Genomic DNA, 22,076 nt, shown 5'->3' with positions numbered 1-22,076 from the left:
AAAGAACGAAAAAAAACAGGATAAAGTGAAAATATAGATTAAAATGAACAAAAACGAGAGAAAAAAGAAAATTACCCCAAGGATTAAAAAGGAAGATTAAATATTCCATAAGATAAAATAAAGATTGAATATTTAACATTGATTAAAATATGGTTTAAAGTTATAATCTATTAGGTTGTAAGAAAGATTTTTTTGAAAAAACAAAAAGACCTGTAAACACTTTCATAAGATAAAATAAAGAACGAGAGATTAAGTAAAAATGATAGAGAATCACAAGAGTAATTTTTGTAAAGGATTAAAAGGTGGAATCCCTATTGCATTAGGGTATTTTGCTGTATCTTTTACATTAGGAATTCAGGCAAAAAATGTTGGAATTACAGCATTTCAGGCGGCAGTAACAAGTTTCGGTCTTCATGCATCAGCAGGAGAATACATAGCTTTTACATTAATAGGTGCAAATGCTAACATTTTGGTAATGGTATTGATGGAAATGATAGCAAATGCAAGGTACCTGCTTATGTCATGTTCATTAAGTCAGAAAATTCCCGCAGATACACCAATGTGGAAAAGACTTGTAATGGGATATTTTATAACTGATGAAATATTTGGTGCCTCAATATCTGTTTCAGGAAAGCTGGATCCATATTATATGTTTGGATTAATAGCTGTTGCTTCTCCAGGCTGGGTAGTTGGCACAGCACTGGGAGTGATTATGGGAAATGCCCTACCACTAAGAGCTGTCAGTGCATTAAGTGTAGGCTTGTATGGCATGTTTATTGCCTGTATCATACCGGAAGGCAGGAAAAATAAAATAGTGGCAGGAGTAATTATTGTAAGTTTTGTGTTAAGTTATATTTTTAGTACATTGTCAGTTCTCAAGGGAATATCCTCCGGAATCAAAATAATGATACTAACTGTAATTATTGCAACAGTTGCGGCAATATTATTTCCGGTAAAGGAGGAGAATCATGAATAACATATATGTATATATTTTGGCTATGTCATTAGCAACATATTTAATCAGAGTGCTTCCTTTAACCTTGATTAGAAAAGAAATTAATAACAAATTCATTAAATCTTTTTTGTATTATGTGCCTTATGTTACATTGGCTGTAATGACTTTCCCGGCAATACTAACATCCACACAGACTATGTGGTCAGGTTTAATTGCTTTAATAGGAGCAGTGATTTTAGCTTGGAAAGGCGGTAATTTGTTTCAGGTTGCAGTTATAAGCTGTGTACTTGTATTTGTTGTAGAACTAATAATTTATTAAATTATAATAGATTAAGTTATGAAAATTAATTTATAAAGCGTTAAGCCATAAGAAAGTAAATTAGAGAACATTAAACTATAAAACATTAAAAAGCTATGGATTAGCAATAAGTTTGTACAAGTTAAACTTAACAGTTAATCTATAGCTTTTTATGTAATGAAAAAATCCATTATATATTATAAGTTCTTAAACCATGTTTTTGAAAAATCTAGAAATTCCTTTTCCCAAGGAGTTAAAATCTTATCTTTAGGCCAGGCAAGAAGTAATTTGCTGGCATCTTTTTCTTTAATGGATAGCATCTTAACGTTATTATCAGGATGCATCATATAATATTTTTTTGTCAAAATAGCAACGCCATCGTTTTGTGAAACTCTGTGTATAGTGGCAAAGTCTTCATGGAATTTGAATACATAGTTAGGAGTAAAGCCTGCTGTATTCATACAGTAGTTGTCTACCATTACACGAATCGGAATTGTGTCATATAACCCTACAAAGTTTTCGTTTTTTAGCTCAGAAAGTGAAATTTCATCTTTTTTGCTTAATGGGTGATTTGCCGGCACAATGGCAACAAATTCATCTTCTAATAAAACTTCATAATTAAAGTCATCCAAATCACATATTGGTTGCATAAATGTAAAATCATAAGGCACTTTTTCAGAATGCATTACTTCTTCAACTGTTGCATACTTAAAATGTGTGTGGGTATATTTAAAGCAAAAATCTGCTGTAAGGGGAGAAATGAAAAAATCTCCGTCTTGAATATATATGGTTATTTCGTTTTGTGTAACATTAGAAAAATGAATTTTACATTCATCAATTGTATTTAAAATAGTAGATACCTGTTTATAAAAATATGTACCGTTTTCATTTAAAATAATATTTCTACCGGTTCTGTCAAAAAGTCGTACACCAAGTTCTTCTTCAAGTTTTTTGATTGCATAGCTGATTGAAGGCTGTGGCACCATATTTTTCTTTGCAGCATTAGAAAAATTCTCTAATTCTGCGGCATCTTTAAAGTATTTAAGCTGAAGTAATTCCATATCGAACCTCCTGTAAAACGATTCTAATATATAGGTTAATAAAATGCAAATATAATTCATAAAGTATTCTTTATAATTATATATAGAAAAAAGTATTTTTTATATTTGCAAAAGTAATATACAATAATAACGTGCGATTGTTGATTCCTATAGCAACAAAGAAAGGCAGGCCTCCGGGTCTGCCAATTTTCTTTTGTAGGATAAAAACGTTTTAACTACATCTAATATCAACAATATTTGATGCAAAAGTCAAAAAAATTAAAAAATAAAAGGGCGAGGAATAAAAGTGGAAATTATATTGAATATAATTTGTGTACTGCAGTTTGTATTATTTGCGATGCTAAGTTGTGCAGAGATTTATTTGCTAAAAACAAAGTTAAAAAAAGAAAAAAGAATAAAACAAGGTGAAAAACAGGAAAGAAAAATAATAAACAATAAAACAATAGGAAAAATAGCATATTTTAGTAAAAAAAATGTAAAATCAGTTGAAATTAAATAAATTTATAAAGTATAATAGTCTCCGAATAAAAAATATCAGGAGGTAATTATGAAAAAGATTACAAAACTATTAACAGTTGCTTCATCTATGCTTGTTATGATGTTAGCAATGACATTTACAACCATGGCAGCAACTACAGTAACACCAACACGAGCAATGACAGGTAGTGAGAAGGCAGTAACACAGTCATATACTTTTAATCAGGACACTGTTTTAGAGAAAAAACTTTTATATAACACAGCAGGAGTTGTAATTCCTGTTAAGGTCAGCGAAAGTGGTGCATTAGAAATAAATGTAAAGGCAAACAAAGTAGAAAAGACTTTTCACATGACACTGTACACAGATGCAGCTTGTACAAACAAGGTATCAGGCTTGTATGATAGTTTTAATGTGGGAGATTCAAATAGCACAAAATATGTAGCTTTAGGTTCAAAGAATACATATTATTTACGTTTGGAAACAAACTTATTCTATACACCTAATAATGAGCAGTTTACTGACTCAATTACAGTATCATATAGATTTTTCCCAAGAGCAGAAAGAACTATTAAGTCTGGTCAGACAATTAAGTATTATAGAGATCAGGGCTCAGATATTTATACATTTAAGTATAAGGCAGAAGCAACAGGAAAAGTTACAGTATCATTACCATATTATTGGGGAAGTTATTTAACATTTAAAAATCAGAAGAAGAGTGATATTCTTACTGAACAGTGGGTATCATCAATTTATAGTTACAAATATAATGTTTATGTAAAGAAGGGGGCAGTTTACTATTTTGTAACAAAATCAAATGGTATTAATGCCAATACTTTACAGTCTATTAGTATTAAGAATACAGCCGTAAAAGTAAAAATGGCTACAAATAGAAAAAAAGCAATTACTATTAAGAATAAAAAGTCAGCAAAATGTTTAATTACACCGGGAGATAAGTCGGCAAAATGGTATAAGATTTCCTTAAAGAAGAATCGCCATCCTTATTTTGACTTGAGGGGTGATGTAACAGGAGTTTGGAAACTTCAGATTTGCAATAAAAAAGGAAAAGCAATAAAGAACATGACATTTAGATGGTATGGTAGCAAGAGCAAGATAACAACATGGGGTGGCTGGAAGAAAGGTACATACTATTTCAAGGTTACACCAGCTGATTCAAAATCATATGGTCTTGCAACATTTAAATATAAACAGGCAAAATAATTTCATAAATAGACAAAATAACTTTGAGGGGCATACAGCCCCTCATTTTTTGTAATAAGAAATTCCTTCAGAATGTCGCAAGTAACATTCTTTGTTTAAATTTCAGATTTTCGTTGCATAAAAATATTTTTAAAATTATACTGATTGTAAATTACGAAAGAAAAGTGGGGCAGATATGAAAAACATAAAGAAGAAGATACTTATTGTTGAGGACAGTGAGTATTATATGAATTTGGTAACAGATAGTTTGATTAACATAGAAAATACTATTCTTTATAAGGCAGAAAATATTTCTGAAGCTTATAGAATCGCAATGGAAAAGAACATTGATGTGTTCATTGTTGATGTGGTTTTAGACACGAAAGTTTTAGGAGATGTATCAGGGATTGTTTTTGTAGATCGTATTCGAACAGTTCCAAGATATAGATTTTCGCCTATTATCATTACTTCATCTTTGGAAGATCCCAAGTATCACGCATATAATTATCTGCATTGTTTTAGATATTTTGAAAAAACGTATGACGTTTCAGAATTGGCGGAAACTGTAAAAGAAGCTCTAGAATTTAAGCAAAGTGAAGACATAGAAAAAATAATATATTATAAAAGGCAGGGAATTCTTTTCTCTTTAAGAACAAAGGATATTGTGTATGTTGAAAATCATAATAAATATATTGTTTATTGTTGTAGGGATGGTAAATATAAAGCACCATACAAGTCCTGTAAGAAAATAGTGGAAGATATAGCATCAAAGGATTTTATACAGTGTAACAAAAATACAGTTGTAAACCGGCAGTATATTCATAATATCGATGGAACAAACCGTTATATTACACTTGTTGAAAATCGGGGAAAACTGGAAATTGGACCACGTTTGAAAAAAGAGTTTTTAAGGAGATTAGAGAATGATTGAGTTCTTATTTTTACTGGTAGAAATACTGGCTATTGTTTATTTAATACATAATATAGTAGGTGTTTCAGTTAAAGTTGATGTGTATTTAATTATGTTGTTAGCAATTGGCTTAGGAATAACAATAGCTATTATTAATGATTTAATATGGGATAAAGGGGTTTGCATAGTGTATGGACTTCTTGGACTATACGTGGTTGTAGAATTGAAGAAAAGAATGGTGGATGCAATATGTATTTGTGGTGTGGCATTGTGTCTGGTTACAGTTTTGCAGACAGTTTTGTTCTTGCCAATGGGGTTGCTTTACTATTTGGTGCCTTATGAAGATTTGCTGGTTCTAATAACTAATGGCGGAGTTTTTATTATTTTAAAATTACTAAAGAAAACTAACATATACAGTAAGACTAAGGAATTTCTTGAAAATAGCGGGATAAAAATAATTATATCTATGTTTGTTCTAATATACATTTATTTTTATTTTGCCCATATTTTCAAAATTACAGGTAAAATTCCTATTGAAATATATGCCATGATGTTGGCGTTCATGTTGGTTACTGCGTATATAATTTACAGTTTGCAAAAGTCCAATTACATGCTGAAACTTAAGGAAGATGAAATAAATATTTCAAGAATGTGCAGTGAATCTTTTGAACAGCTGATTAATCATGCAAGGAAAAATCAACATGATTTTCATAATCATCTTTTAGCAATCAAAGGGATGCAACATTCAATAAAAGATTTTGATGAATTAGTAAAAAAACAAGAAAAATATATTCAGAAAATAAAAGAAAATAACAGATACGACAGTATATTGTATACAATACAGGAACCTATTTTGGCAGGCTACGTTTTTAACAAAGTTTCAGAAATAGAAAATGAAAAAATCAGAGTTCATTATAATTTTGCTGTTACCACAAAAAGAATCGAATACATATCAATATTTCATTTAAATGAAATAATTGGAATACTTTTAGATAATGCTAAAGAAGCAGTTGAACAAATGGAAGAAGCTAGGCGAAATATTAATTTTCATATAATGGAAACAGTGGATAAGCTGACCATTAAGGTTACAAACATTAGTGAAAAAATAGAACAGAATAAAATTATAGAACTGTTTAAGGAAGGGTACAGTTCAAAAGAAAATCATGGTGGACTTGGTCTTAGAAAAATTAAAGAACTAGCAGACAAGTACAGCTATGATATTATGCCTTATAATCAAATGATTAATAATGAAAATCATATTGTATTTGAAATTGTAATTTACAAGTAGAACATATTAAGTTGGAATTATAAACCAAATACAAACAATATTGTATATAAAATTTCAAGATATAACTAGAATGAAAATAAAAGATGAAGTGCTTTTGTTAAACAGAAACACTTCATCTTTTTCTTTTAATTATTCTTCAAAATCAGGATATTCTGGCTCGCCTAAAAGACATAAACTGAATTTTGAAAATCTAATCCAAATAGTTAATGCAAGACAAAAATTGCAAATTGTATGCATTGTAGATAATTTGATTTTTCTCATTAATACAGACCTCTCTTTCGTAAAATTTTGGCAACTACAAGTTGAAAAACATGAAGCAGAATAGTTTGGTAAATAACCTGTATATATAAATTCCCAATTTCCATCAAATTGAAAATGCCAGCTAAAATAATAAAAAATATAATTACACTAACAGAAATAATCTTGCATTGGATAATTGTTTTCTCGTTTGCCTTAGGTCTGAGAGGTGAGGCTATAGGACCGACTTTTAACAATGCATGTATAAAAATAAAAGAGGAAACAACCATAGAACCATACGAAACCGTAACTAAGTCAGGCAAAATCATAGTAGTCATCAGGAACAGAAAAAGTGTTGAAATAAAGCACATAAAGTAATTATTAAAATGTAGACCACCGCCATTAGTTCTAAGAATAAATAGAAAAATAAATGAAATTGCAAATACATCTAGTCTATGTAAAAAATAAAATATTATTGTAAGTAAAAAAATTTTACTGGCTTCATAAACAATACATGTAAGAACATACTTTGCCATTAGCAGTTCATTATGAGTGTAGTTGTATTCAGTTTCAAGTTCACTAAATATATTCATTTAAAACTCCCATACTTTTATTAGCCCAAAAGCCATTTAAGTATAGAAGCAATTACAGGAAGTAAACGAAAATTATGAAAAAGTATGTTAAATGGCAAAAAAACGCACAATAAAAATAATAGAACAAGGGAACAGAGCCGCTAGGCAGGAAAAATATAATCACCTTAATTTTAAAATTATGGTATAATACAATGGTTACATATTTATTAATTATAAGATGGAGAATATATGAACTTAGATAACGAAAAAAGTAGTAAAGGAAAGTTCTTTGGATATTTAATATGTACAGACTGTGATGGAACACTTACCTATGATATTGGAAAGGTTTCAGAAAAGAACGTTAGGGCAATTAAATATTTCCAAAGTGAAGGTGGACTGTTTACACTTGCAACAGGTCGTTTTCCTAATCATTTGGAAATGTTTAAAGGACAATTTGAAATCAATGCCCCTATGGCTTCTTTAAATGGAACATTATTATATGATACAAAAAATAATAAGCCCATAGAAACATGGACGGTTTCATCGAAAAAGTGTCTTAATATGATTAAGTACATATTAGAAAAATATGATATATGGGAACTTTGGATTAATGGTGTTACAAGTGAAGGCAAATTCACCGGTGTGGGTTATAAGCCTTCTGAACATAAAAAAGGTGATGGCAGTATAGATGAAACATTTAATGAGATGCCTTTTGAAATATTTAAGATAGTAGTAATGCAACCGGAGAATTTAACATATATTATTCAAAAGGATTTAAAAGAAAAGTTCGGTCAGGAATTTAGATTTGATACAAGCTGGGCTAACGGGCTTGAAATACAAAGTATTGACAGCGGAAAAGGTGTTGCTGTTAAGTACATGAAGGAAAATGTATGCAAAAATGTTCATACTACTATTGGCATAGGTGATTATGAAAATGATTTGTCATTACTTGAAAGCTCTGACATTGGCTATGCTGTAGATAATGCTATAGACAGTGTGAAAGAAGCAGCAGACAGAATAACAGTTGCAAATACAAATGATGCAATAGCTGCCATAATTGAGGAACTGGAAAATAACATAGATGCAAAACAATAGGAGAAAAGAATGAATAAGAAAGTTAAAATAACAGCTATAGCGTTAGTGGTTATAGTGCTTTTAGTAATACTTGTAACTTGCTTTAGTAATAAAGAAGATACGAATAATATAAATGAAACAACTGTTGAAACAACATCAGCTAAAGAAAAAATAAAAACAAATTTTACCACAGAGAGAGAAGAAGAAGAAGAAGAAACAGACACAAAAGAGTATGCAACTTTACCTGAAGTAACTGAAACAGAGAATAATGAAACAACTGATTATTTTCAGAATGTAAGTGTGTATGAGGAAACAACAAAGAAAAGTAAAAAATCAAAAAAGAAGAACACAGATAAAAAAGAGTCAGAAGCATATCCTGGTGAAAATGATGGTTGGTCACCAATTGTATCTCCTGATGATTTAGATTAAAAACAGGAATAGAGGTATAAAATGGATGACAAATTAGTTGTAAAAACCGCTGTAAAAGTATCAACAGTGAGTATTGTACTTAACATTGTTTTAAGTATGTTAAAATTATTGGCAGGAATATTTGGAAAATCAATGGCAATGCTTTCTGATGCCATACATTCCCTTTCAGATGTGTTTGGCTCCATAATTGTAATAATTGGGGTGAAAGTTTCAAAAAAGAAGGAAGATGCAGACCATCCTTTCGGTCATGACAGATTAGAATGTCTTGCAAGCCTTGCCCTTGGTGCAATATTGTTTTTTACCGGTGCAATGCTAGCCTACGAAGGAATTAATAAAATATACACTAAGGCACCAATAAGCACACCTGGAAAAATAGCATTATTTGCAGCCATTGTATCAATTATTGCAAAGGAAGGAATGTTTTGGTATACAAAGATTAATGCTAACAGAATTAATTCCGATGCATTAAGGGCAGAAGCATGGCACCACAGATCCGATGCACTTTCATCTGTAGGAAGTTTGATTGGTGTAGCAGGTGCAATGTTAGGACTAAAGATTTTAGATCCTATTATGGGTTGCGTTATTGGCTTGGTAATCATAAAAGTTGCCTTTGATATTGCAAAAGAAGCCATTGATAAAATGGTTGATAAAGCCTGTGATGATGAAACAATAGAAAAAATGAAAAAAGAAGTGCATAATGTTGACGGAGTAAAAGGGCTTGACTTAATAAAGACAAGAATGTTTGGAACAAAAATTTACGTTGAAATCGAAATAAGTGTTGACGGAAATTTAATTTTAAAGGATGCACATGCTATTGCAGAGCAGGTTCATGACAACATTGAAAAGAATTTTGAATATGTAAAACATTGTGTTGTACATGTGAATCCGTATGGTTATAAGCATAAAAAGAAGCAATAGTTATCAATAAGGTACTTTATTCAACAAAAAAGCAGTTTTTTTGAAATAGTCGGTTTACACCGGCTATTTTTTGTGTATAATATATGTTGGACCGACAGATACTTAAAAAAGAAACAAAGTTTCGATTTTAGAAAGGACATTGCATTGAAACAACAAGATTTTAATCAGAAAATTGAGGAATTAGTTGCAATTGGTCAGAACAAAGCTGGCAAATTAACAACAGAAGAAATCAGAGAATTTTTTAGTAAGGACAAGCTTACTGCTAAGCAGGAAAGTACAGTTCTTACAAAAATTAAAGAACATAATGTTGCTGTTGTTATAGCCAAGAAGGATACAAGTTCTGATAATACAGCTCCTCAGAAAGAAGAAACGGAAGTAAAGGATATGTCAGACAGTGATGAAATGGTAGAAATTAATGTTGATTTAATTACTGATGTTACAGAACCAACTGACGAAGATATTGCTTCGGTAGCTGAGGACGAAGAGGATTTATTGGATTCTACAGACGAGAATTTTGAAGACGATAAGGAAAGTTCAGCAGAGTTAGATGCTATTGATTTGCTCGAGGGTGTAGGAACAGAAGATCCTGTTAGAATGTATTTAAAGGAAATTGGTACTGTTGCTTTGTTAACAGCAGAGGAAGAGTTAGAACTTGCAAAACGCAAGACTGAGGGAGATCCTATTGCAAAAGAAAAATTAATAGAGGCAAACCTACGTCTGGTTGTAAGTATCGCAAAGAGATACACAGGACGTGGAATGAGTTTTCTTGACTTAGTTCAGGAAGGTAATTTAGGTCTTATAAAGGGCGTTGAAAAATTTGATTACACTAAAGGTTATAAGTTAAGTACATATGCTACATGGTGGATTAGACAGTCGGTTACAAGAGCATTGGCGGATCATGCCAGAACAATCCGTGTACCTGTTCATATGGTAGAAACTATTAACAGAATGTCAAAGATGCAAAGAAAGCTTACTTTAGAGTTAGGTTATGAACCATCAACTAAGGAATTAGCAGATGCACTTGAAATGACAGAAGAAAAAGTATTAGAAATTATGCAGATTGCAAGAGAACCTGCATCACTTGAAACTCCTATAGGAGAGGAAGATGATTCAAACCTTGGCGATTTCGTAGCAGATAATAATACTGTTACTCCTGAGGCAAACATTGAATCAGTAATGCTTCGTGATCATATAGATGTTTTATTACAGGATTTAAAAGATAGAGAGCGTGAGGTTATTATTCTTCGATTTGGTTTAAGAGACGGTCATCCTAGAACACTTGAAGAAGTTGGTAAGATTTTTAGTGTTACAAGAGAACGTATCAGACAGATTGAAGCAAAAGCCTTAAGAAAGTTAAGAAATCCCGTTAGAAGTAAGAAAATTAAAGACTTTTTAGGCGAGTAAACTTAACTAAAAAAGAAAAAATGCATATTAAACTTAATTTTGTTTGACAAACGTGTCGAAATAGTTTATAAAATTAAGTAGAGATTAATGAGGGTACAAGGAAGTACATAGGTAAAATAGCTTATGGTTCTTTGTGCCCTTTTTCGTTTATTATAAAGAATATTTGTTGAAGATGATAAACAAAGAAAACAAACCATAAGAGCTATTGGTAATGTCTTTATAATAAACTCATTGATAGATAAATTAAGGAGGAAAAATCATGGATCAGAATGTACTATTCAAAGAAGCTGAAGAAAATGGACTATATGATTCTCGTTTTGAACACGATAACTGCGGTATTGGAGCTGTAGTAAACATTAAGGGAAAAAAGAGTCATGAGACAGTTGAAAATGCACTTAAAATTGTTGAAAACCTAGAGCATCGTGCTGGTAAAGATGCTGAAGGTAAAACAGGTGATGGTGTTGGTATTATGCTTCAGATTTCCCACAAGTTTTTTAAGAAGGTAACAAAGCCATTAGGTTTTGATATTGGAGAAGAAAGAGAATATGGTGTGGGAATGTTTTTCATGCCACAGGATGACTTAAAGCGTCATAGAGAAATGAAGATGCTTGAAATCATTACTGAAAAAGAAGGCCTTGAATTTTTAGGTTGGAGAGAAGTTCCTGTTCATCCTGAAGTATTAGGTTCAAAAGCTTTAGAATGTATGCCTTATATTATGCAGTGTTTTATTAAGAAACCTGAAGATGTTGAAAAAGGATTAGCATTTGACAGAAAACTTTACATTGTAAGAAGAGTTTTCTCACATAGTAATGCCGGAACTTATACAGTGTCAATGTCAAGCAGAACAATTGTATATAAGGGGATGTTTTTAGTTGACCAGTTAGGACCTTTCTTTGCAGACTTAATGGACAAAAATTATGAGTCAGCAATTGCTTTGGTACATTCAAGATTCTCAACAAATACACAGCCAAGCTGGAGAAGAGCTCATCCTAACAGATTTATTGTTCACAACGGTGAAATCAATACAATTAGAGGAAATGCTGATAATATGTTAGCCAGAGAAGAATCAATGACTAGCGAATACATGGAAAGTTCATTACAGAAGGTCATGCCTGTAGTTGATGTAAACGGTTCAGACTCAGCAATGCTTGATAATACATTAGAATTTTTAGTAATGAATGGTGTTGAGCTTCCTTTAGCAGTAATGATGTGTATACCTGAACCATGGGAAAAGAATGATACAATCAGCCAGTCAAAGAGAGATTTTTATCAGTATTATGCAACAATGATGGAACCATGGGATGGACCTGCATCAATACTTTTCTCTGATGGTGATTACATGGGAGCAATCCTTGATAGAAACGGACTTCGCCCTTCAAGATATTACATTACAAGTGATGACCAGTTGATTCTTTCATCAGAAGTAGGGGTACTTGATATACCTGCTGAAAAAATAGTTGTAAAAGAACGTCTCCGTCCGGGCCGTATGTTACTGGTAGATACAGTTAAAGGAAAATTAATTGACGATGACGAATTAAAAGAAAGCTATGCAGCAAGAAAACCATATGGTGAATGGTTAAACAACAACTTAGTTTATTTAAAAGACATTAATATACCAAATGTAAAAGTAGAAACTTATGACAAAGAAGAACGCCAGAGATTACAGAAAAACTTTGGTTATACATTTGAAGATTTAAAGAGAATTATTCCAATGGCAAATAATGGAATTGAAGCTACAAAGGCAATGGGTAAGGATACACCACTTGCAGTTTTAAGTGAGAGAACTCATCCATTATTCAACTACTTTAAACAGTTATTTGCACAGGTTACAAATCCGCCAATTGATGCAATTAGAGAAGAGATTGTAACATCAACATCTGTTTACATTGGAAAAGACGGAAATATATTAGAAGAGCAGCCTGAAAACTGTAAGGTTCTCAAGATTAAACATCCAATCCTTACAAATACGGATATTTTAAAATTAAAGAACATTAACAAGCCGGGATTTAAGGCAGCAGTTGTACCAATTGTTTATTACAAAGGTATAGATATTGAAAAAGCTATTGAACAGGTATTTGTGGAAGTTGATAAGGCTCATAAAGATGGAGCAAATATTATTATTCTTTCAGATAGAGGAGTAGATGAATATCATGTACAGATTCCATCACTTCTAGCAGTTTCAGCTGTTCATCAGCATTTAGTAAAAACAAAGAAGAGAACAACATTATCATTAGTTCTTGAAAGTGGTGAACCAAGAGAGGTACATCATTTTGCAACATTGTTAGGCTATGGTGCCAGTGCAATTAATCCATATCTTGCACACGAAACAATCAAGCAGATGGTTGATGAAGATATGATTCAAAAAGATCCATATGCAGCAATTGATGATTACAACAAAGCTATTTTAGGTGGTATTGTAAAAATTGCATCTAAGATGGGTATTTCAACAATTCAGTCATATCAGGGTTCACAGATTTTTGAAGCTATTGGTATTAGCAAAGAAGTAATTGATAAATACTTTACAGGTACAGTTAGTAGAGTTGAAGGAATTACAATGAAAGATATTGAAGATGGAGTTGAGGAACTTCATTCAAAGGCATTTGATCCATTAGGATTAGATGTAGATTTAACATTGGAAAGTAATGGCGAGCATAAGCTTAGAAGTGGTAAGGAAGAACATAAGTATAATCCGGCTACAATCCATACTTTACAGCAGGCTACATGGACAGACAATTATCAGTTATTTAAACAGTATACACACATGATTGATGAAGAAATGGCACCATTCCATTTACGTGGATTAATGGATTTCAATTATCCTGAAAATGGTGGCATTCCACTTGATGAAGTAGAAAGTGTTGAATCAATTATGAAGAGATTCAAAACAGGTGCAATGTCATACGGTTCTATTTCACAGGAAGCACATGAAACAATGGCAATTGCAATGAATATGATTGGCGGCCGTTCAAACTCAGGTGAAGGTGGAGAATCAATTGAACGTTTAACAATTGGAGAAGACGGTCTTAACAAATGTTCAAAAATTAAGCAGGTTGCTTCAGGACGTTTTGGTGTAACATCAAGATATCTTGTAAGTGCCGAAGAAATACAGATTAAGATGGCTCAGGGTGCAAAGCCTGGTGAAGGTGGACATTTACCTGGTAAGAAAGTTTATCCATGGGTTGCTAAAACAAGATATTCAACACCGGGTGTAAGTTTAATTTCACCACCACCACATCATGATATTTACTCAATTGAAGATTTAGCACAGCTTATTTATGATTTAAAGAACTCAAACAGAGATGCAAGAATTTCAGTTAAGTTAGTATCAGAGGCAGGTGTTGGTACAGTTGCAGCAGGTGTTGCAAAAGCAGGTGCTCAGGTAATTTTAATTTCAGGTTTTGATGGTGGTACAGGTGCCGCTCCTGAAAACTCAATTTACAATGCAGGACTTCCTTGGGAATTAGGTTTGGCAGAAGCGCATCAGACATTAATTGCAAATGGTCTTAGAAATAAGGTAGTTGTGGAAACTGATGGTAAATTAATGAGTGGTAGAGACGTGGCAATTGCAGCTATGCTTGGTGCAGAAGAATATGGTTTTGCAACAGCTCCACTTGTAACTATGGGTTGTGTAATGATGAGAGTTTGTAACTTAGATACATGTCCTGTGGGTGTTGCCACACAGAACCCTGAACTTCGTAAGAGATTTAAAGGAAAACCAGAATATGTTGTAAACTTTATGAAGTTTATTGCAGAAGAACTTCGTGAATATATGGCAAAACTTGGTGTTAGAACATTAGATGAGTTAATTGGCAGATCAGACTTACTGAAGGTTAAAGACGGAGTAGAACAGAAGAAAGCAGCAGAAGTTGATTTAAGCAAGATTTTAAGCACTGACTTTGCACAGGAAAGGGTTAACTACAGTAAGAAGAATGTATATGACTTTAAGCTTGAAAGCACAAAGGATATGACAGTGCTTCTTCCAAAAATGAAGAAAGCTCTTGATGAAAAGAAAGCAGCTTCAGTTGAAGTTAATGTAACAAATATTGACAGAGCATTAGGAACAATTTTTGGTTCTGAAATTACAAAGAGATACAATGACACATTACCTGATGACATGTACACAGTTAAGTGTTATGGTGCCGGAGGTCAGAGTTTTGGTGCATTTATTCCAAACGGTATGACAATGGAACTTACAGGTGATAGCAATGACTACTTAGGTAAAGGTTTATCAGGTGGTAAGATTATTGTTAAACCACCAAAGGAATCTACATTTAAGCAGGATGAAAATATCATTATCGGTAACGTTGCATTCTATGGGGCAACAAGTGGTAAGGCTTATATTAATGGTGTTGCAGGTGAAAGATTCTGTGTAAGAAACTCAGGTGCAACAACAGTTGTTGAAGGTGTAGGAGATCATGGATGCGAATACATGACAGGTGGTCGTGTAGTCGTAATCGGTAAAGTTGGAAAGAACTTTGCAGCAGGTATGAGTGGCGGTGTTGCTTATGTACTTGATGAAAATAATGATCTTTACAGAAAGACAAATAAGTCACTTGTTTCAACAGAAGAATTATCAAACAAGTATGATGTATTAGAACTTAAGGGAATGATTGAAGATCATGTTAAGTATACTAATTCAGTAAAAGGTAAAGAAATTCTTGATAACTTTGAAGAATACTTACCTAAGTTTAAGAAGATAATTCCATATGACTATAAGAAGATGCTAGAAACAATTGCAAAAATGGAACAGAAGGGATTAAACCCTGAACAGGCACAGATAGAAGCGTTTTACGCAGCAACAAGATAGGAGGATAAAATAATGGGAAAGCCAACAGGATTTTTAGATTATGAAAGAGAAGAAGCTAAAGCAATTTCTCCGAAAGAAAGAATAAAAAACTTTAATGAATTCCATGAACCTCTATCTGCTGAAAAACAGAAATGTCAGGCTGCAAGATGTATGGATTGTGGCGTGCCATTTTGTCAGAACGGACAGGTTATTGCAGGTATGGTATCAGGTTGTCCTCTAAACAACCTGGTTCCTGAATGGAATGATTTATTATATATGGGAAATATGGAGCAGGCATATAACAGACTTCATAAAACAAATAATTTTCCAGAATTTACATCACGTGTTTGTCCTGCACTTTGCGAAAAAGCATGTACATGTGGACTAAACGGTGATCCGGTTTCAGTAAGGGCAAATGAACATTTAATTATTGAAAATGCTTATGAAAAAGGATATGCAAAAGCAAAGGCACCGGCAGTCAGAACAGGAAAAACAGTAGCTGTTGTTGGTTCCGGACCATCAGGACTTGCAGTTGCAGATCAGTTAAATAAAAGAGGTCATAGTGTTACTGTTTTTGAAAGAGATGACAGAATCGGCGGTCTTTTAATGTATGGTATTCCAAACATGAAATTAGAAAAGCATGTTATTGATAGAAAAATTGCCATTATGAAAGAAGAAGGCGTTGAGTTTAAAACAGGTGTAAACGTAGGAAAAGATGTTAAAGCAAATGAGTTATTAAAGAAATACGACAAGGTTGTATTAGCTTGTGGTTCAAGACATGCAAGAGACATTAAGGCACCGGGAAGAGATGCTAACGGAATTTATTTCGCAGTAGATTTCTTAACATCTACAACAAAGAGTCTTTTAAATAACAACGGCAAGTTGGTTGATGGAACTTATGTATCAGCAAAAGGAAAAGACGTTGTTGTTATCGGCGGTGGTGATACAGGTAATGACTGTGTAGGTACAAGTATTCGTCATGGAGCAAAGAGTGTACTTCAGTTAGAAATGATGCCAAAAGCACCAGATGAAAGATTAGAAAGTAATCCATGGCCTGAATGGCCACGTATCTGCAAAACAGATTACGGTCAGGAAGAAGCTATTGCAATGTTTGGACATGATCCTAGAGTTTATCAGACAACTGTAAAAGAGTTTGTTAAGGATAAAGCAGGCAATCTTAAGAAGCTTGTATTAGTCAAGTTAGAAGCTAAGAAGGACGCAAAAACAGGTCGTTTGAACATGGTTGAAATAAAAGGCTCAGAATATGAGGTTGATTGCCAGTTAGTTCTTATTGCGGCAGGATTTCTTGGCAGCGAAGACTATGTTACTAAAGCATTTAAGGTTGAAACTGATGGAAGAACAAATGTAAAAACAGAACCTGGTAAATATGCTACAAGTGCAGAAAATGTATTTACAGCAGGAGATGTTCATAGAGGACAGTCATTAGTAGTTTGGGCAATTAGAGAAGGAAGAGATTGTGCAAAAGAAGTTGACCAGGCACTGATGGGTTATAGTAATTTATAATTAAAAGGATTGGAAACTTACAGTAAATGACATAATATTGGTAATATTAAAACTCCAAGGTATTTTGGTACTTTGGGGTTTTTATATTAAAACAAAAAAATATGGGTTGTCATTGACAACCCATGTTTTTTTGTTTATCTATCTACTTCCATATTTTTTGGAAGAATTAAGTTAAGTACAATTGCCATTATAAATACAACGGCTACACAGTTTTCTGCAAATACTGTTTTAACAATTTGTGGGAAAATATTGAAAATCTCAGGAACCTGTGTAAATCCAAGTCCAACACTGAGAGACAAAGCTACAATAGTGATATTTCTTTGAGAGTATCCACATTTACCAAGCATCTGCATACCACTGATTACAATATTACCAAACATCATAATAGTACAGCCACCAAGAACTGCATCAGGAAGTGTGGCAAGTATTGCACCGATAACAGGGAAGAATCCTGCTAAAATCATAATAATTGCACCTGCGGCAATAGCAAAACGGTTTACAACTTTTGTCATTGCTACAAGACCAACGTTCTGACTAAATGATGTAATTGGAAGACATCCGAATAAAGATGAAATGGCACTGACAAAGCCGTCACAGCCAATAGAACCTGAAGTTTCTTTTGTAGTTGCATTTCTATCTAATGCTGATGATGCAAGAGCACTTGTATCACCAATAGTTTCAGTTGCCGAAACCAAGAAAATAAGTGTTACTGAAATAATGGCATTCCAGTTAAATTCCATTTTAAAAGGCATAAAATGTGGTAGGGCAATAAATGAGCTTTCAGTAATAGCTGTAAAATCAACCATCCCCATACATGTTGCAACAATGTAACCAACAATTAATCCAAATAAAACAGATAACTGTTTCCAAAAGCCTTTTGCAAATATGTTAAATAAGATACAAGCAAGTAAAGTAATGCATCCTAGAATCCAATGTTGTGCAGAACCAAAAGTTTCACTTCCACTTCCTCCACCAAATGATGAAGCACCAACAGATAAAAGTGAAAAACCAATGGCAGTAACTACACTGGCAGCCACAACCGGAGTAATAAGTTTAATCCAGTATTTTGCAAAAAGTCCAAGAGTCCCTTCAATGATACCACCAACTAAAACAGCACCCATTATGGCACCGTAGCCGTACTTAGGACCAATAAAGCAAAAAACAGATACGAATGTAAAACTAATTCCCATTACAATAGGAAGTCCTGAACCGATTTTCCAAACAGGGAAAAGCTGTATTAAAGTTCCAATACCTGCAATAATCATAGCACATTGAATAAGCATAGCTGTTTGTGAAGCTTTAAGTCCACAGGCACCTGCTACAATTGAGATAGGTGCAATATTAGCTACAAACATTGCAAGAATGTGCTGAAGTCCAAAAGGAATCGCTGTTTTTACAGGAATCTTTCCATCAAGCTGGTAAAGATTTTCTGTGTTTCCAGATTGTTTTGTTTTGTTCATAATAAATATCTCTCCTGTATTTTATAGAAATTTCATAGTTTGTAACACTAATTTATACTAAAAATCAATGGAGTTTTTCATATGATTATTTGCGTTATTATTTGCAAATAAATTATTGTTCGCGAAATTCAATAGTTCCATTTTCTGCATCCATGCTGTCTACAATGGCAAGAGATTCTAAACGATAACCAAGATTTCTAATCATACGGCCACCAGCCTGGAAACCTTTTTCGATGGCAATGCCAATACCTTCAACAGTTCCACCGGCTTCACTGACAATAGAAATTAATCCCTGAAGAGCACAACCATTAGCAAGAAAGTCATCAATAATAAGAACATGGTCATCTTCATTTAAAAATTTCTTTGAAACAATAACCTGATTCTTGCACTTATGTGTAAATGATTCGACTTCGGCTACATACATATCACCGTCAATATTAATGCTCTTTGATTTTTTTGCAAAAACAACAGGCACATTAAAATATCTTGCAACAATACATGCAATACCAATACCAGATGATTCAATAGTTACGATTTTTGTAATGTTTGCATCAGCAAAACGACGTTTAAATTCAGCACCCATTTCTTCAAATAAATCAATGTCCATCTGATGATTTAGGAAGCTGTCAACTTTTAATACATTGCCTTCTTTAACAATGCCGTCTTTTACAATTCTTTCTTCTAAAAAGTTCATTGTGAAATCCTCCAATTGTATATTTTTAATCCTTAAAAAGTTTTCATAAAGAATAGGGTATCAAATTTATGAATATATTACAATAGAAGAAAACATATAAATATAAAGAAAATTGTGTTATAATACCAAAGGTTAAAAGATTAAGATTTAAAATTGGTATATTTATTTTTTGGAGGAAATATATGAAGGTATTAATGTTTAACGGTAGTCCGAAAGCAAAAGGATGTACATATACAGCTTTGGAAGAAATGGCAAAGGTTTTAAATGAAGAAGGCGTAGAAACAGAAATAATGCATGTGGGTGCTCATCCACAGGGAAGCTGCATGGGCTGTGGTGGATGTAGTAAGACCGGTGAGTGCGTGTACGGCGGCGAAGTTGTAGAGGCAGCAAAGAAATTAAAGGATGCTAACGCAGTAGTGTTTGGAAGCCCTGTGCATTATGCTTCAATTAGTGGAAACATGATGGGATTTATGCATAGACTTTCATGGAGTGCAGGAAAGGATTTGAAATATAAACCAGCTGCAATGGTTGTAAGTGCAAGAAGAGCAGGTACAACAACAGCACTTGATGAGATGGTAAAGATACCTGAATTTTTCCATATGCCTTTAATCAATGGAAATTACTGGCCAATGGTTCATGGAAGTAATCCTGATGAAGTAAAACAGGATTTAGAAGGTCTTCAGATAGTTAGAAATATAGGCAGAAACATGGCTTGGATACTTAAATGTATTGAACTTGGAAAAGAAAACGGAATTGTTCATCCTGAACCTGAAGCACCGGTAAAAACTAACTTTATCAGATAAAACACAGAATATTCACATTATTCTTACAAATCATTTATTGCATAACGGAGTTGCTTCTATTATACTAGAACGAGTGGTGACAACCAAAAGAAAGGTATGAATATGAATAAAGACAATATTAACAACAATGAAATTACAGAAGAAAACAATTCTGTATACGATTCAGAAAACAATACAACTGAAAACAGTTCAGAAAATAATTTTGAAGAAGGTGAAGCTTTAGACAATACAGAAACATCTGGTGAAGAAACAGCCAAGTCCGAAGATTCAAGTAATCAAAATAAAGAGACCAAAAAGAAGGGTAAAAAAAATAAAAAGGATCAGCAGGAGTTTAGTCTTGTAAGAGAAATTTTAAGCTGGGTTAAAATTTTTGTAATTGCAGTGGTAATTGCTTTTGTTGTAAACAACGTAATTATTATGAATGCAAATGTTCCATCAGGTTCCATGCTTAACACTATCCAGATTGGAGATAGAATGATAGGACTTAGAACTGCATATTGGTTCTCAGATCCACAGCGTGGTGACATTGTTATTTTTGAAAATCCTGATTTTAACGAAAACAGCCCAAGCGATGAAAAATACTATGTTAAACGAGTTATTGGTTTACCTGGTGATAAAGTGGTTATAAAGAATGCAAAGATTTATATAAACGACAGTAAAACACCTTTAGAGGAACCTTACTTACCTGAAGAGTGGACAGAAGTTAATGGATCAGACGAGCCATTAACATATAATGTTCCTGAAGACAGTTATTTTATGTTAGGTGATAACCGAAACAGATCAAGTGATGCAAGATATTGGACTAATACTTTTGTAAAGCGAGATGGCATAATTGCAAAAGCAGAGTTTAAATATTGGTCACAGGGAAAAGTTGATGTTGAAAAGTTTGAGCATGAAACATACTCAATTGATAATAAAAGCAGCAAATAAGAATTAAAAAGTTAATAACTGACAGTAAAAACAAATAACAGTGAAATAAAGATTATAGTAAAAATTCAGAACAGAAATTATAAAATAAAAAGCCTATAAAGTATGTGGCATGAACTGATATCCGAAAGGTTGGATTATAAAATCTAACTTATAGGAGGGTCACAAGCCGGTTACTTTATAGGCTTTTACTATAGGTTACAGATGTTTCCTTTTCTACAAATCCCATTTTTGTATAAAGTCTGTAAGCGGGTATGTTTCCTTTTTCCACATGTAAAACTACAAAGTGATAGTCTTTTGAAATTTTCCTGAAAACAAATGCGAGAAACTTGTAGCCATAGCCTTTGTTTTGAAAATTGTCATCAATGGCAACTTCCGATATGCAGGCACAATCAGGAAGAATTGAAGTAACAAGACAGCTTCCAATAGGAATATTATCATTATATAAATAAAAATATCCATCCTCATATTCGTAATCTATATTTTCAATAGTGTTGTGATTTACAAAATCTTCTAAATCCAATTCCATTAATACATTAGAATTATTATATTGAAAATCTAAAGTATTAATGTAATTTTTTCCAAAAATATTGTTTGGATGAATGCTTGTTTCCACATAGAAGTTTATGTAATCTTCCTGAAATTCCATAAAAAGATTTCTACCAAGATGCCCACCACGATATTTAGGCATAACAAACATACAGATTTCACAATGGGAATCATCTATTACAAAAACAGAAAGAAAGCCAACAATTTTTTCGTTAAAAGTTCCATAGTATAATCGTGGAAGATTTTTACATATTGAAAAGTCGTCTTCCAAAAAGAATTCATATTGAAGATTATCCTCAGTGGAACAGATTTTGTGAATGTTTTTGCAGTTTTTTATTAATCCTAATGTAAAAGCACTGGTTCTGTTTATAACATAATCAGGGTTCATTGTTTCACCTCATTTCTAACAGAAAAAAGTTATTTAAAATAATTTAATCACTGTTGCCATAAAGAAACTGTTCGTTTTTTATTATAACAAACCTAATAGAAAAAATACACTATCTGTGCTATAT

General features: G+C 32.7%; 20 protein-coding genes. 14 read left to right on the top strand and 6 right to left on the bottom strand.

Annotated features, from left to right (window positions below):
- Positions 1–259: 259 nt before the first annotated feature.
- The gene (locus DWZ69_RS04910) at positions 260–976 is read left to right on the top strand and encodes an AzlC family ABC transporter permease (protein ID WP_117998775.1); all 717 of its coding nucleotides are present in this window, start codon (positions 260–262) and stop codon (positions 974–976) included.
- A complete protein-coding gene (locus tag DWZ69_RS04905) occupies positions 966–1,274 on the top strand; it encodes an AzlD domain-containing protein (RefSeq protein ID WP_199521872.1) in 309 nt (102 codons plus the stop codon). Before DWZ69_RS04910 ends, DWZ69_RS04905 begins: the two co-directional genes overlap by 11 nt.
- Before the next feature lie 176 nt (positions 1,275–1,450).
- Here DWZ69_RS04905 and DWZ69_RS04900 read toward each other — a convergent pair whose 3' ends face one another.
- Positions 1,451–2,314 carry a LysR family transcriptional regulator gene (locus DWZ69_RS04900; RefSeq protein ID WP_158573362.1) on the bottom strand — a complete coding sequence of 288 codons (864 nt, stop codon included), beginning with the start codon at positions 2,312–2,314 and terminating at the stop codon, positions 1,451–1,453.
- Positions 2,315–2,600: 286 nt separating this feature from the next.
- On the opposite strand from DWZ69_RS04900, the gene DWZ69_RS04895 reads away from it, so the two are divergent.
- The 4 genes from DWZ69_RS04895 (at position 2,601) to DWZ69_RS04880 (ending at position 6,187) form a co-directional block, all read left to right on the top strand.
- Complete coding sequence (locus tag DWZ69_RS04895) at positions 2,601–2,813, top strand: hypothetical protein (RefSeq protein ID WP_118436339.1); 213 nt, start codon at positions 2,601–2,603, stop codon at positions 2,811–2,813.
- A gap of 48 nt (positions 2,814–2,861) precedes the next feature.
- Positions 2,862–4,010 (top strand): hypothetical protein, encoded by a 1,149-nt coding sequence (locus DWZ69_RS04890; RefSeq protein WP_118436337.1) that lies wholly within the window; start codon positions 2,862–2,864, stop codon positions 4,008–4,010.
- A gap of 175 nt (positions 4,011–4,185) precedes the next feature.
- Positions 4,186–4,920 carry a LytTR family transcriptional regulator DNA-binding domain-containing protein gene (locus DWZ69_RS04885; RefSeq protein WP_118436336.1) on the top strand — a complete coding sequence of 245 codons (735 nt, stop codon included), beginning with the start codon at positions 4,186–4,188 and terminating at the stop codon, positions 4,918–4,920.
- On the top strand, positions 4,913–6,187 hold the full coding sequence (locus DWZ69_RS04880) for a GHKL domain-containing protein (protein WP_117998780.1): 1,275 nt from the start codon (positions 4,913–4,915) through the stop codon (positions 6,185–6,187). Before DWZ69_RS04885 ends, DWZ69_RS04880 begins: the two co-directional genes overlap by 8 nt.
- A gap of 129 nt (positions 6,188–6,316) precedes the next feature.
- Here DWZ69_RS04880 and DWZ69_RS12325 read toward each other — a convergent pair whose 3' ends face one another.
- Both DWZ69_RS12325 and DWZ69_RS04875 read right to left on the bottom strand, forming a co-directional pair.
- A complete protein-coding gene (locus tag DWZ69_RS12325) occupies positions 6,317–6,448 on the bottom strand; it encodes a hypothetical protein (protein ID WP_278286600.1) in 132 nt (43 codons plus the stop codon).
- Positions 6,448–7,017, bottom strand: coding sequence for an accessory gene regulator B family protein (locus tag DWZ69_RS04875; RefSeq protein WP_118436334.1), 570 nt, complete (start codon positions 7,015–7,017; stop codon positions 6,448–6,450). Before DWZ69_RS04875 ends, DWZ69_RS12325 begins: the two co-directional genes overlap by 1 nt.
- A gap of 228 nt (positions 7,018–7,245) precedes the next feature.
- Between DWZ69_RS04875 and DWZ69_RS04870 the strand changes: the two genes are divergently transcribed.
- The 6 genes from DWZ69_RS04870 (at position 7,246) to DWZ69_RS04845 (ending at position 17,131) form a co-directional block, all read left to right on the top strand.
- Complete coding sequence (locus DWZ69_RS04870; protein ID WP_118436332.1) at positions 7,246–8,091, top strand: HAD-IIB family hydrolase; 846 nt, start codon at positions 7,246–7,248, stop codon at positions 8,089–8,091.
- A gap of 9 nt (positions 8,092–8,100) precedes the next feature.
- On the top strand, positions 8,101–8,499 hold the full coding sequence (locus tag DWZ69_RS04865; RefSeq protein WP_118436330.1) for a hypothetical protein: 399 nt from the start codon (positions 8,101–8,103) through the stop codon (positions 8,497–8,499).
- 21 nt (positions 8,500–8,520) lie between these two features.
- Positions 8,521–9,417: a cation diffusion facilitator family transporter gene (locus DWZ69_RS04860; RefSeq protein ID WP_117998784.1), complete on the top strand. Its 897-nt coding sequence runs from the start codon at positions 8,521–8,523 to the stop codon at positions 9,415–9,417.
- A gap of 144 nt (positions 9,418–9,561) precedes the next feature.
- Positions 9,562–10,821 (top strand): RNA polymerase sigma factor RpoD, encoded by a 1,260-nt coding sequence (gene rpoD / locus DWZ69_RS04855; protein WP_117998785.1) that lies wholly within the window; start codon positions 9,562–9,564, stop codon positions 10,819–10,821.
- Positions 10,822–11,080: 259 nt separating this feature from the next.
- Positions 11,081–15,628, top strand: coding sequence for a glutamate synthase large subunit (gltB, locus tag DWZ69_RS04850; protein ID WP_118436328.1), 4,548 nt, complete (start codon positions 11,081–11,083; stop codon positions 15,626–15,628).
- A 12-nt stretch (positions 15,629–15,640) separates the two neighbouring features.
- On the top strand, positions 15,641–17,131 hold the full coding sequence (locus DWZ69_RS04845) for a glutamate synthase subunit beta (protein ID WP_118436326.1): 1,491 nt from the start codon (positions 15,641–15,643) through the stop codon (positions 17,129–17,131).
- 134 nt (positions 17,132–17,265) lie between these two features.
- Here DWZ69_RS04845 and DWZ69_RS04840 read toward each other — a convergent pair whose 3' ends face one another.
- Both DWZ69_RS04840 and DWZ69_RS04835 read right to left on the bottom strand, forming a co-directional pair.
- A complete protein-coding gene (locus tag DWZ69_RS04840; protein WP_118436324.1) occupies positions 17,266–18,591 on the bottom strand; it encodes a nucleobase:cation symporter-2 family protein in 1,326 nt (441 codons plus the stop codon).
- Between the two features lie 112 nt (positions 18,592–18,703).
- On the bottom strand, positions 18,704–19,285 hold the full coding sequence (locus tag DWZ69_RS04835) for a xanthine phosphoribosyltransferase (protein ID WP_118436322.1): 582 nt from the start codon (positions 19,283–19,285) through the stop codon (positions 18,704–18,706).
- 182 nt (positions 19,286–19,467) lie between these two features.
- Between DWZ69_RS04835 and DWZ69_RS04830 the strand changes: the two genes are divergently transcribed.
- Positions 19,468–20,088, top strand: coding sequence for a flavodoxin family protein (locus tag DWZ69_RS04830; protein WP_118436320.1), 621 nt, complete (start codon positions 19,468–19,470; stop codon positions 20,086–20,088).
- Positions 20,089–20,184: 96 nt separating this feature from the next.
- The gene (lepB, locus tag DWZ69_RS04825; protein WP_243081036.1) at positions 20,185–21,018 is read left to right on the top strand and encodes a signal peptidase I; all 834 of its coding nucleotides are present in this window, start codon (positions 20,185–20,187) and stop codon (positions 21,016–21,018) included.
- 175 nt (positions 21,019–21,193) lie between these two features.
- On the opposite strand, the gene DWZ69_RS04820 is transcribed toward lepB, so the two are convergent.
- Positions 21,194–21,952 (bottom strand): GNAT family N-acetyltransferase, encoded by a 759-nt coding sequence (locus tag DWZ69_RS04820; protein ID WP_118436318.1) that lies wholly within the window; start codon positions 21,950–21,952, stop codon positions 21,194–21,196.
- Positions 21,953–22,076 lie beyond the last annotated feature (124 nt).

The sequence above is a fragment of the Eubacterium sp. AF34-35BH genome, from assembly GCF_003477765.1.
Classification (GTDB): domain Bacteria; phylum Bacillota; class Clostridia; order Lachnospirales; family Lachnospiraceae; genus Eubacterium_G.
Note: the sequence above shows the minus strand (reverse complement) of the source record. Positions and strands in the feature narration are given on the sequence as shown.

Bases quoted from the DNA above. Each gene is read 5' to 3' on its own strand.
- DWZ69_RS04910 (WP_117998775.1), top strand. From the start codon at position 260: ATGATAGAGAATCACAAGAGTAATTTTTGTAAAGGATTAAAAGGTGGA.
- DWZ69_RS04900 (WP_158573362.1), bottom strand. From the start codon at position 2,314: ATGGAATTACTTCAGCTTAAATACTTTAAAGATGCCGCAGAATTAGAG.
- DWZ69_RS04890 (WP_118436337.1), top strand. From the start codon at position 2,862: ATGAAAAAGATTACAAAACTATTAACAGTTGCTTCATCTATGCTTGTT.
- DWZ69_RS04885 (WP_118436336.1), top strand. From the start codon at position 4,186: ATGAAAAACATAAAGAAGAAGATACTTATTGTTGAGGACAGTGAGTAT.
- DWZ69_RS04880 (WP_117998780.1), top strand. From the start codon at position 4,913: ATGATTGAGTTCTTATTTTTACTGGTAGAAATACTGGCTATTGTTTAT.
- DWZ69_RS12325 (WP_278286600.1), bottom strand. From the start codon at position 6,448: ATGAGAAAAATCAAATTATCTACAATGCATACAATTTGCAATTTTTGT.
- DWZ69_RS04875 (WP_118436334.1), bottom strand. From the start codon at position 7,017: ATGAATATATTTAGTGAACTTGAAACTGAATACAACTACACTCATAAT.
- DWZ69_RS04870 (WP_118436332.1), top strand. From the start codon at position 7,246: ATGAACTTAGATAACGAAAAAAGTAGTAAAGGAAAGTTCTTTGGATAT.
- DWZ69_RS04865 (WP_118436330.1), top strand. From the start codon at position 8,101: ATGAATAAGAAAGTTAAAATAACAGCTATAGCGTTAGTGGTTATAGTG.
- DWZ69_RS04860 (WP_117998784.1), top strand. From the start codon at position 8,521: ATGGATGACAAATTAGTTGTAAAAACCGCTGTAAAAGTATCAACAGTG.
- gltB (WP_118436328.1), top strand. From the start codon at position 11,081: ATGGATCAGAATGTACTATTCAAAGAAGCTGAAGAAAATGGACTATAT.
- DWZ69_RS04845 (WP_118436326.1), top strand. From the start codon at position 15,641: ATGGGAAAGCCAACAGGATTTTTAGATTATGAAAGAGAAGAAGCTAAA.
- DWZ69_RS04840 (WP_118436324.1), bottom strand. From the start codon at position 18,591: ATGAACAAAACAAAACAATCTGGAAACACAGAAAATCTTTACCAGCTT.
- DWZ69_RS04835 (WP_118436322.1), bottom strand. From the start codon at position 19,285: ATGAACTTTTTAGAAGAAAGAATTGTAAAAGACGGCATTGTTAAAGAA.
- DWZ69_RS04830 (WP_118436320.1), top strand. From the start codon at position 19,468: ATGAAGGTATTAATGTTTAACGGTAGTCCGAAAGCAAAAGGATGTACA.
- lepB (WP_243081036.1), top strand. From the start codon at position 20,185: ATGAATATGAATAAAGACAATATTAACAACAATGAAATTACAGAAGAA.
- DWZ69_RS04820 (WP_118436318.1), bottom strand. From the start codon at position 21,952: ATGAACCCTGATTATGTTATAAACAGAACCAGTGCTTTTACATTAGGA.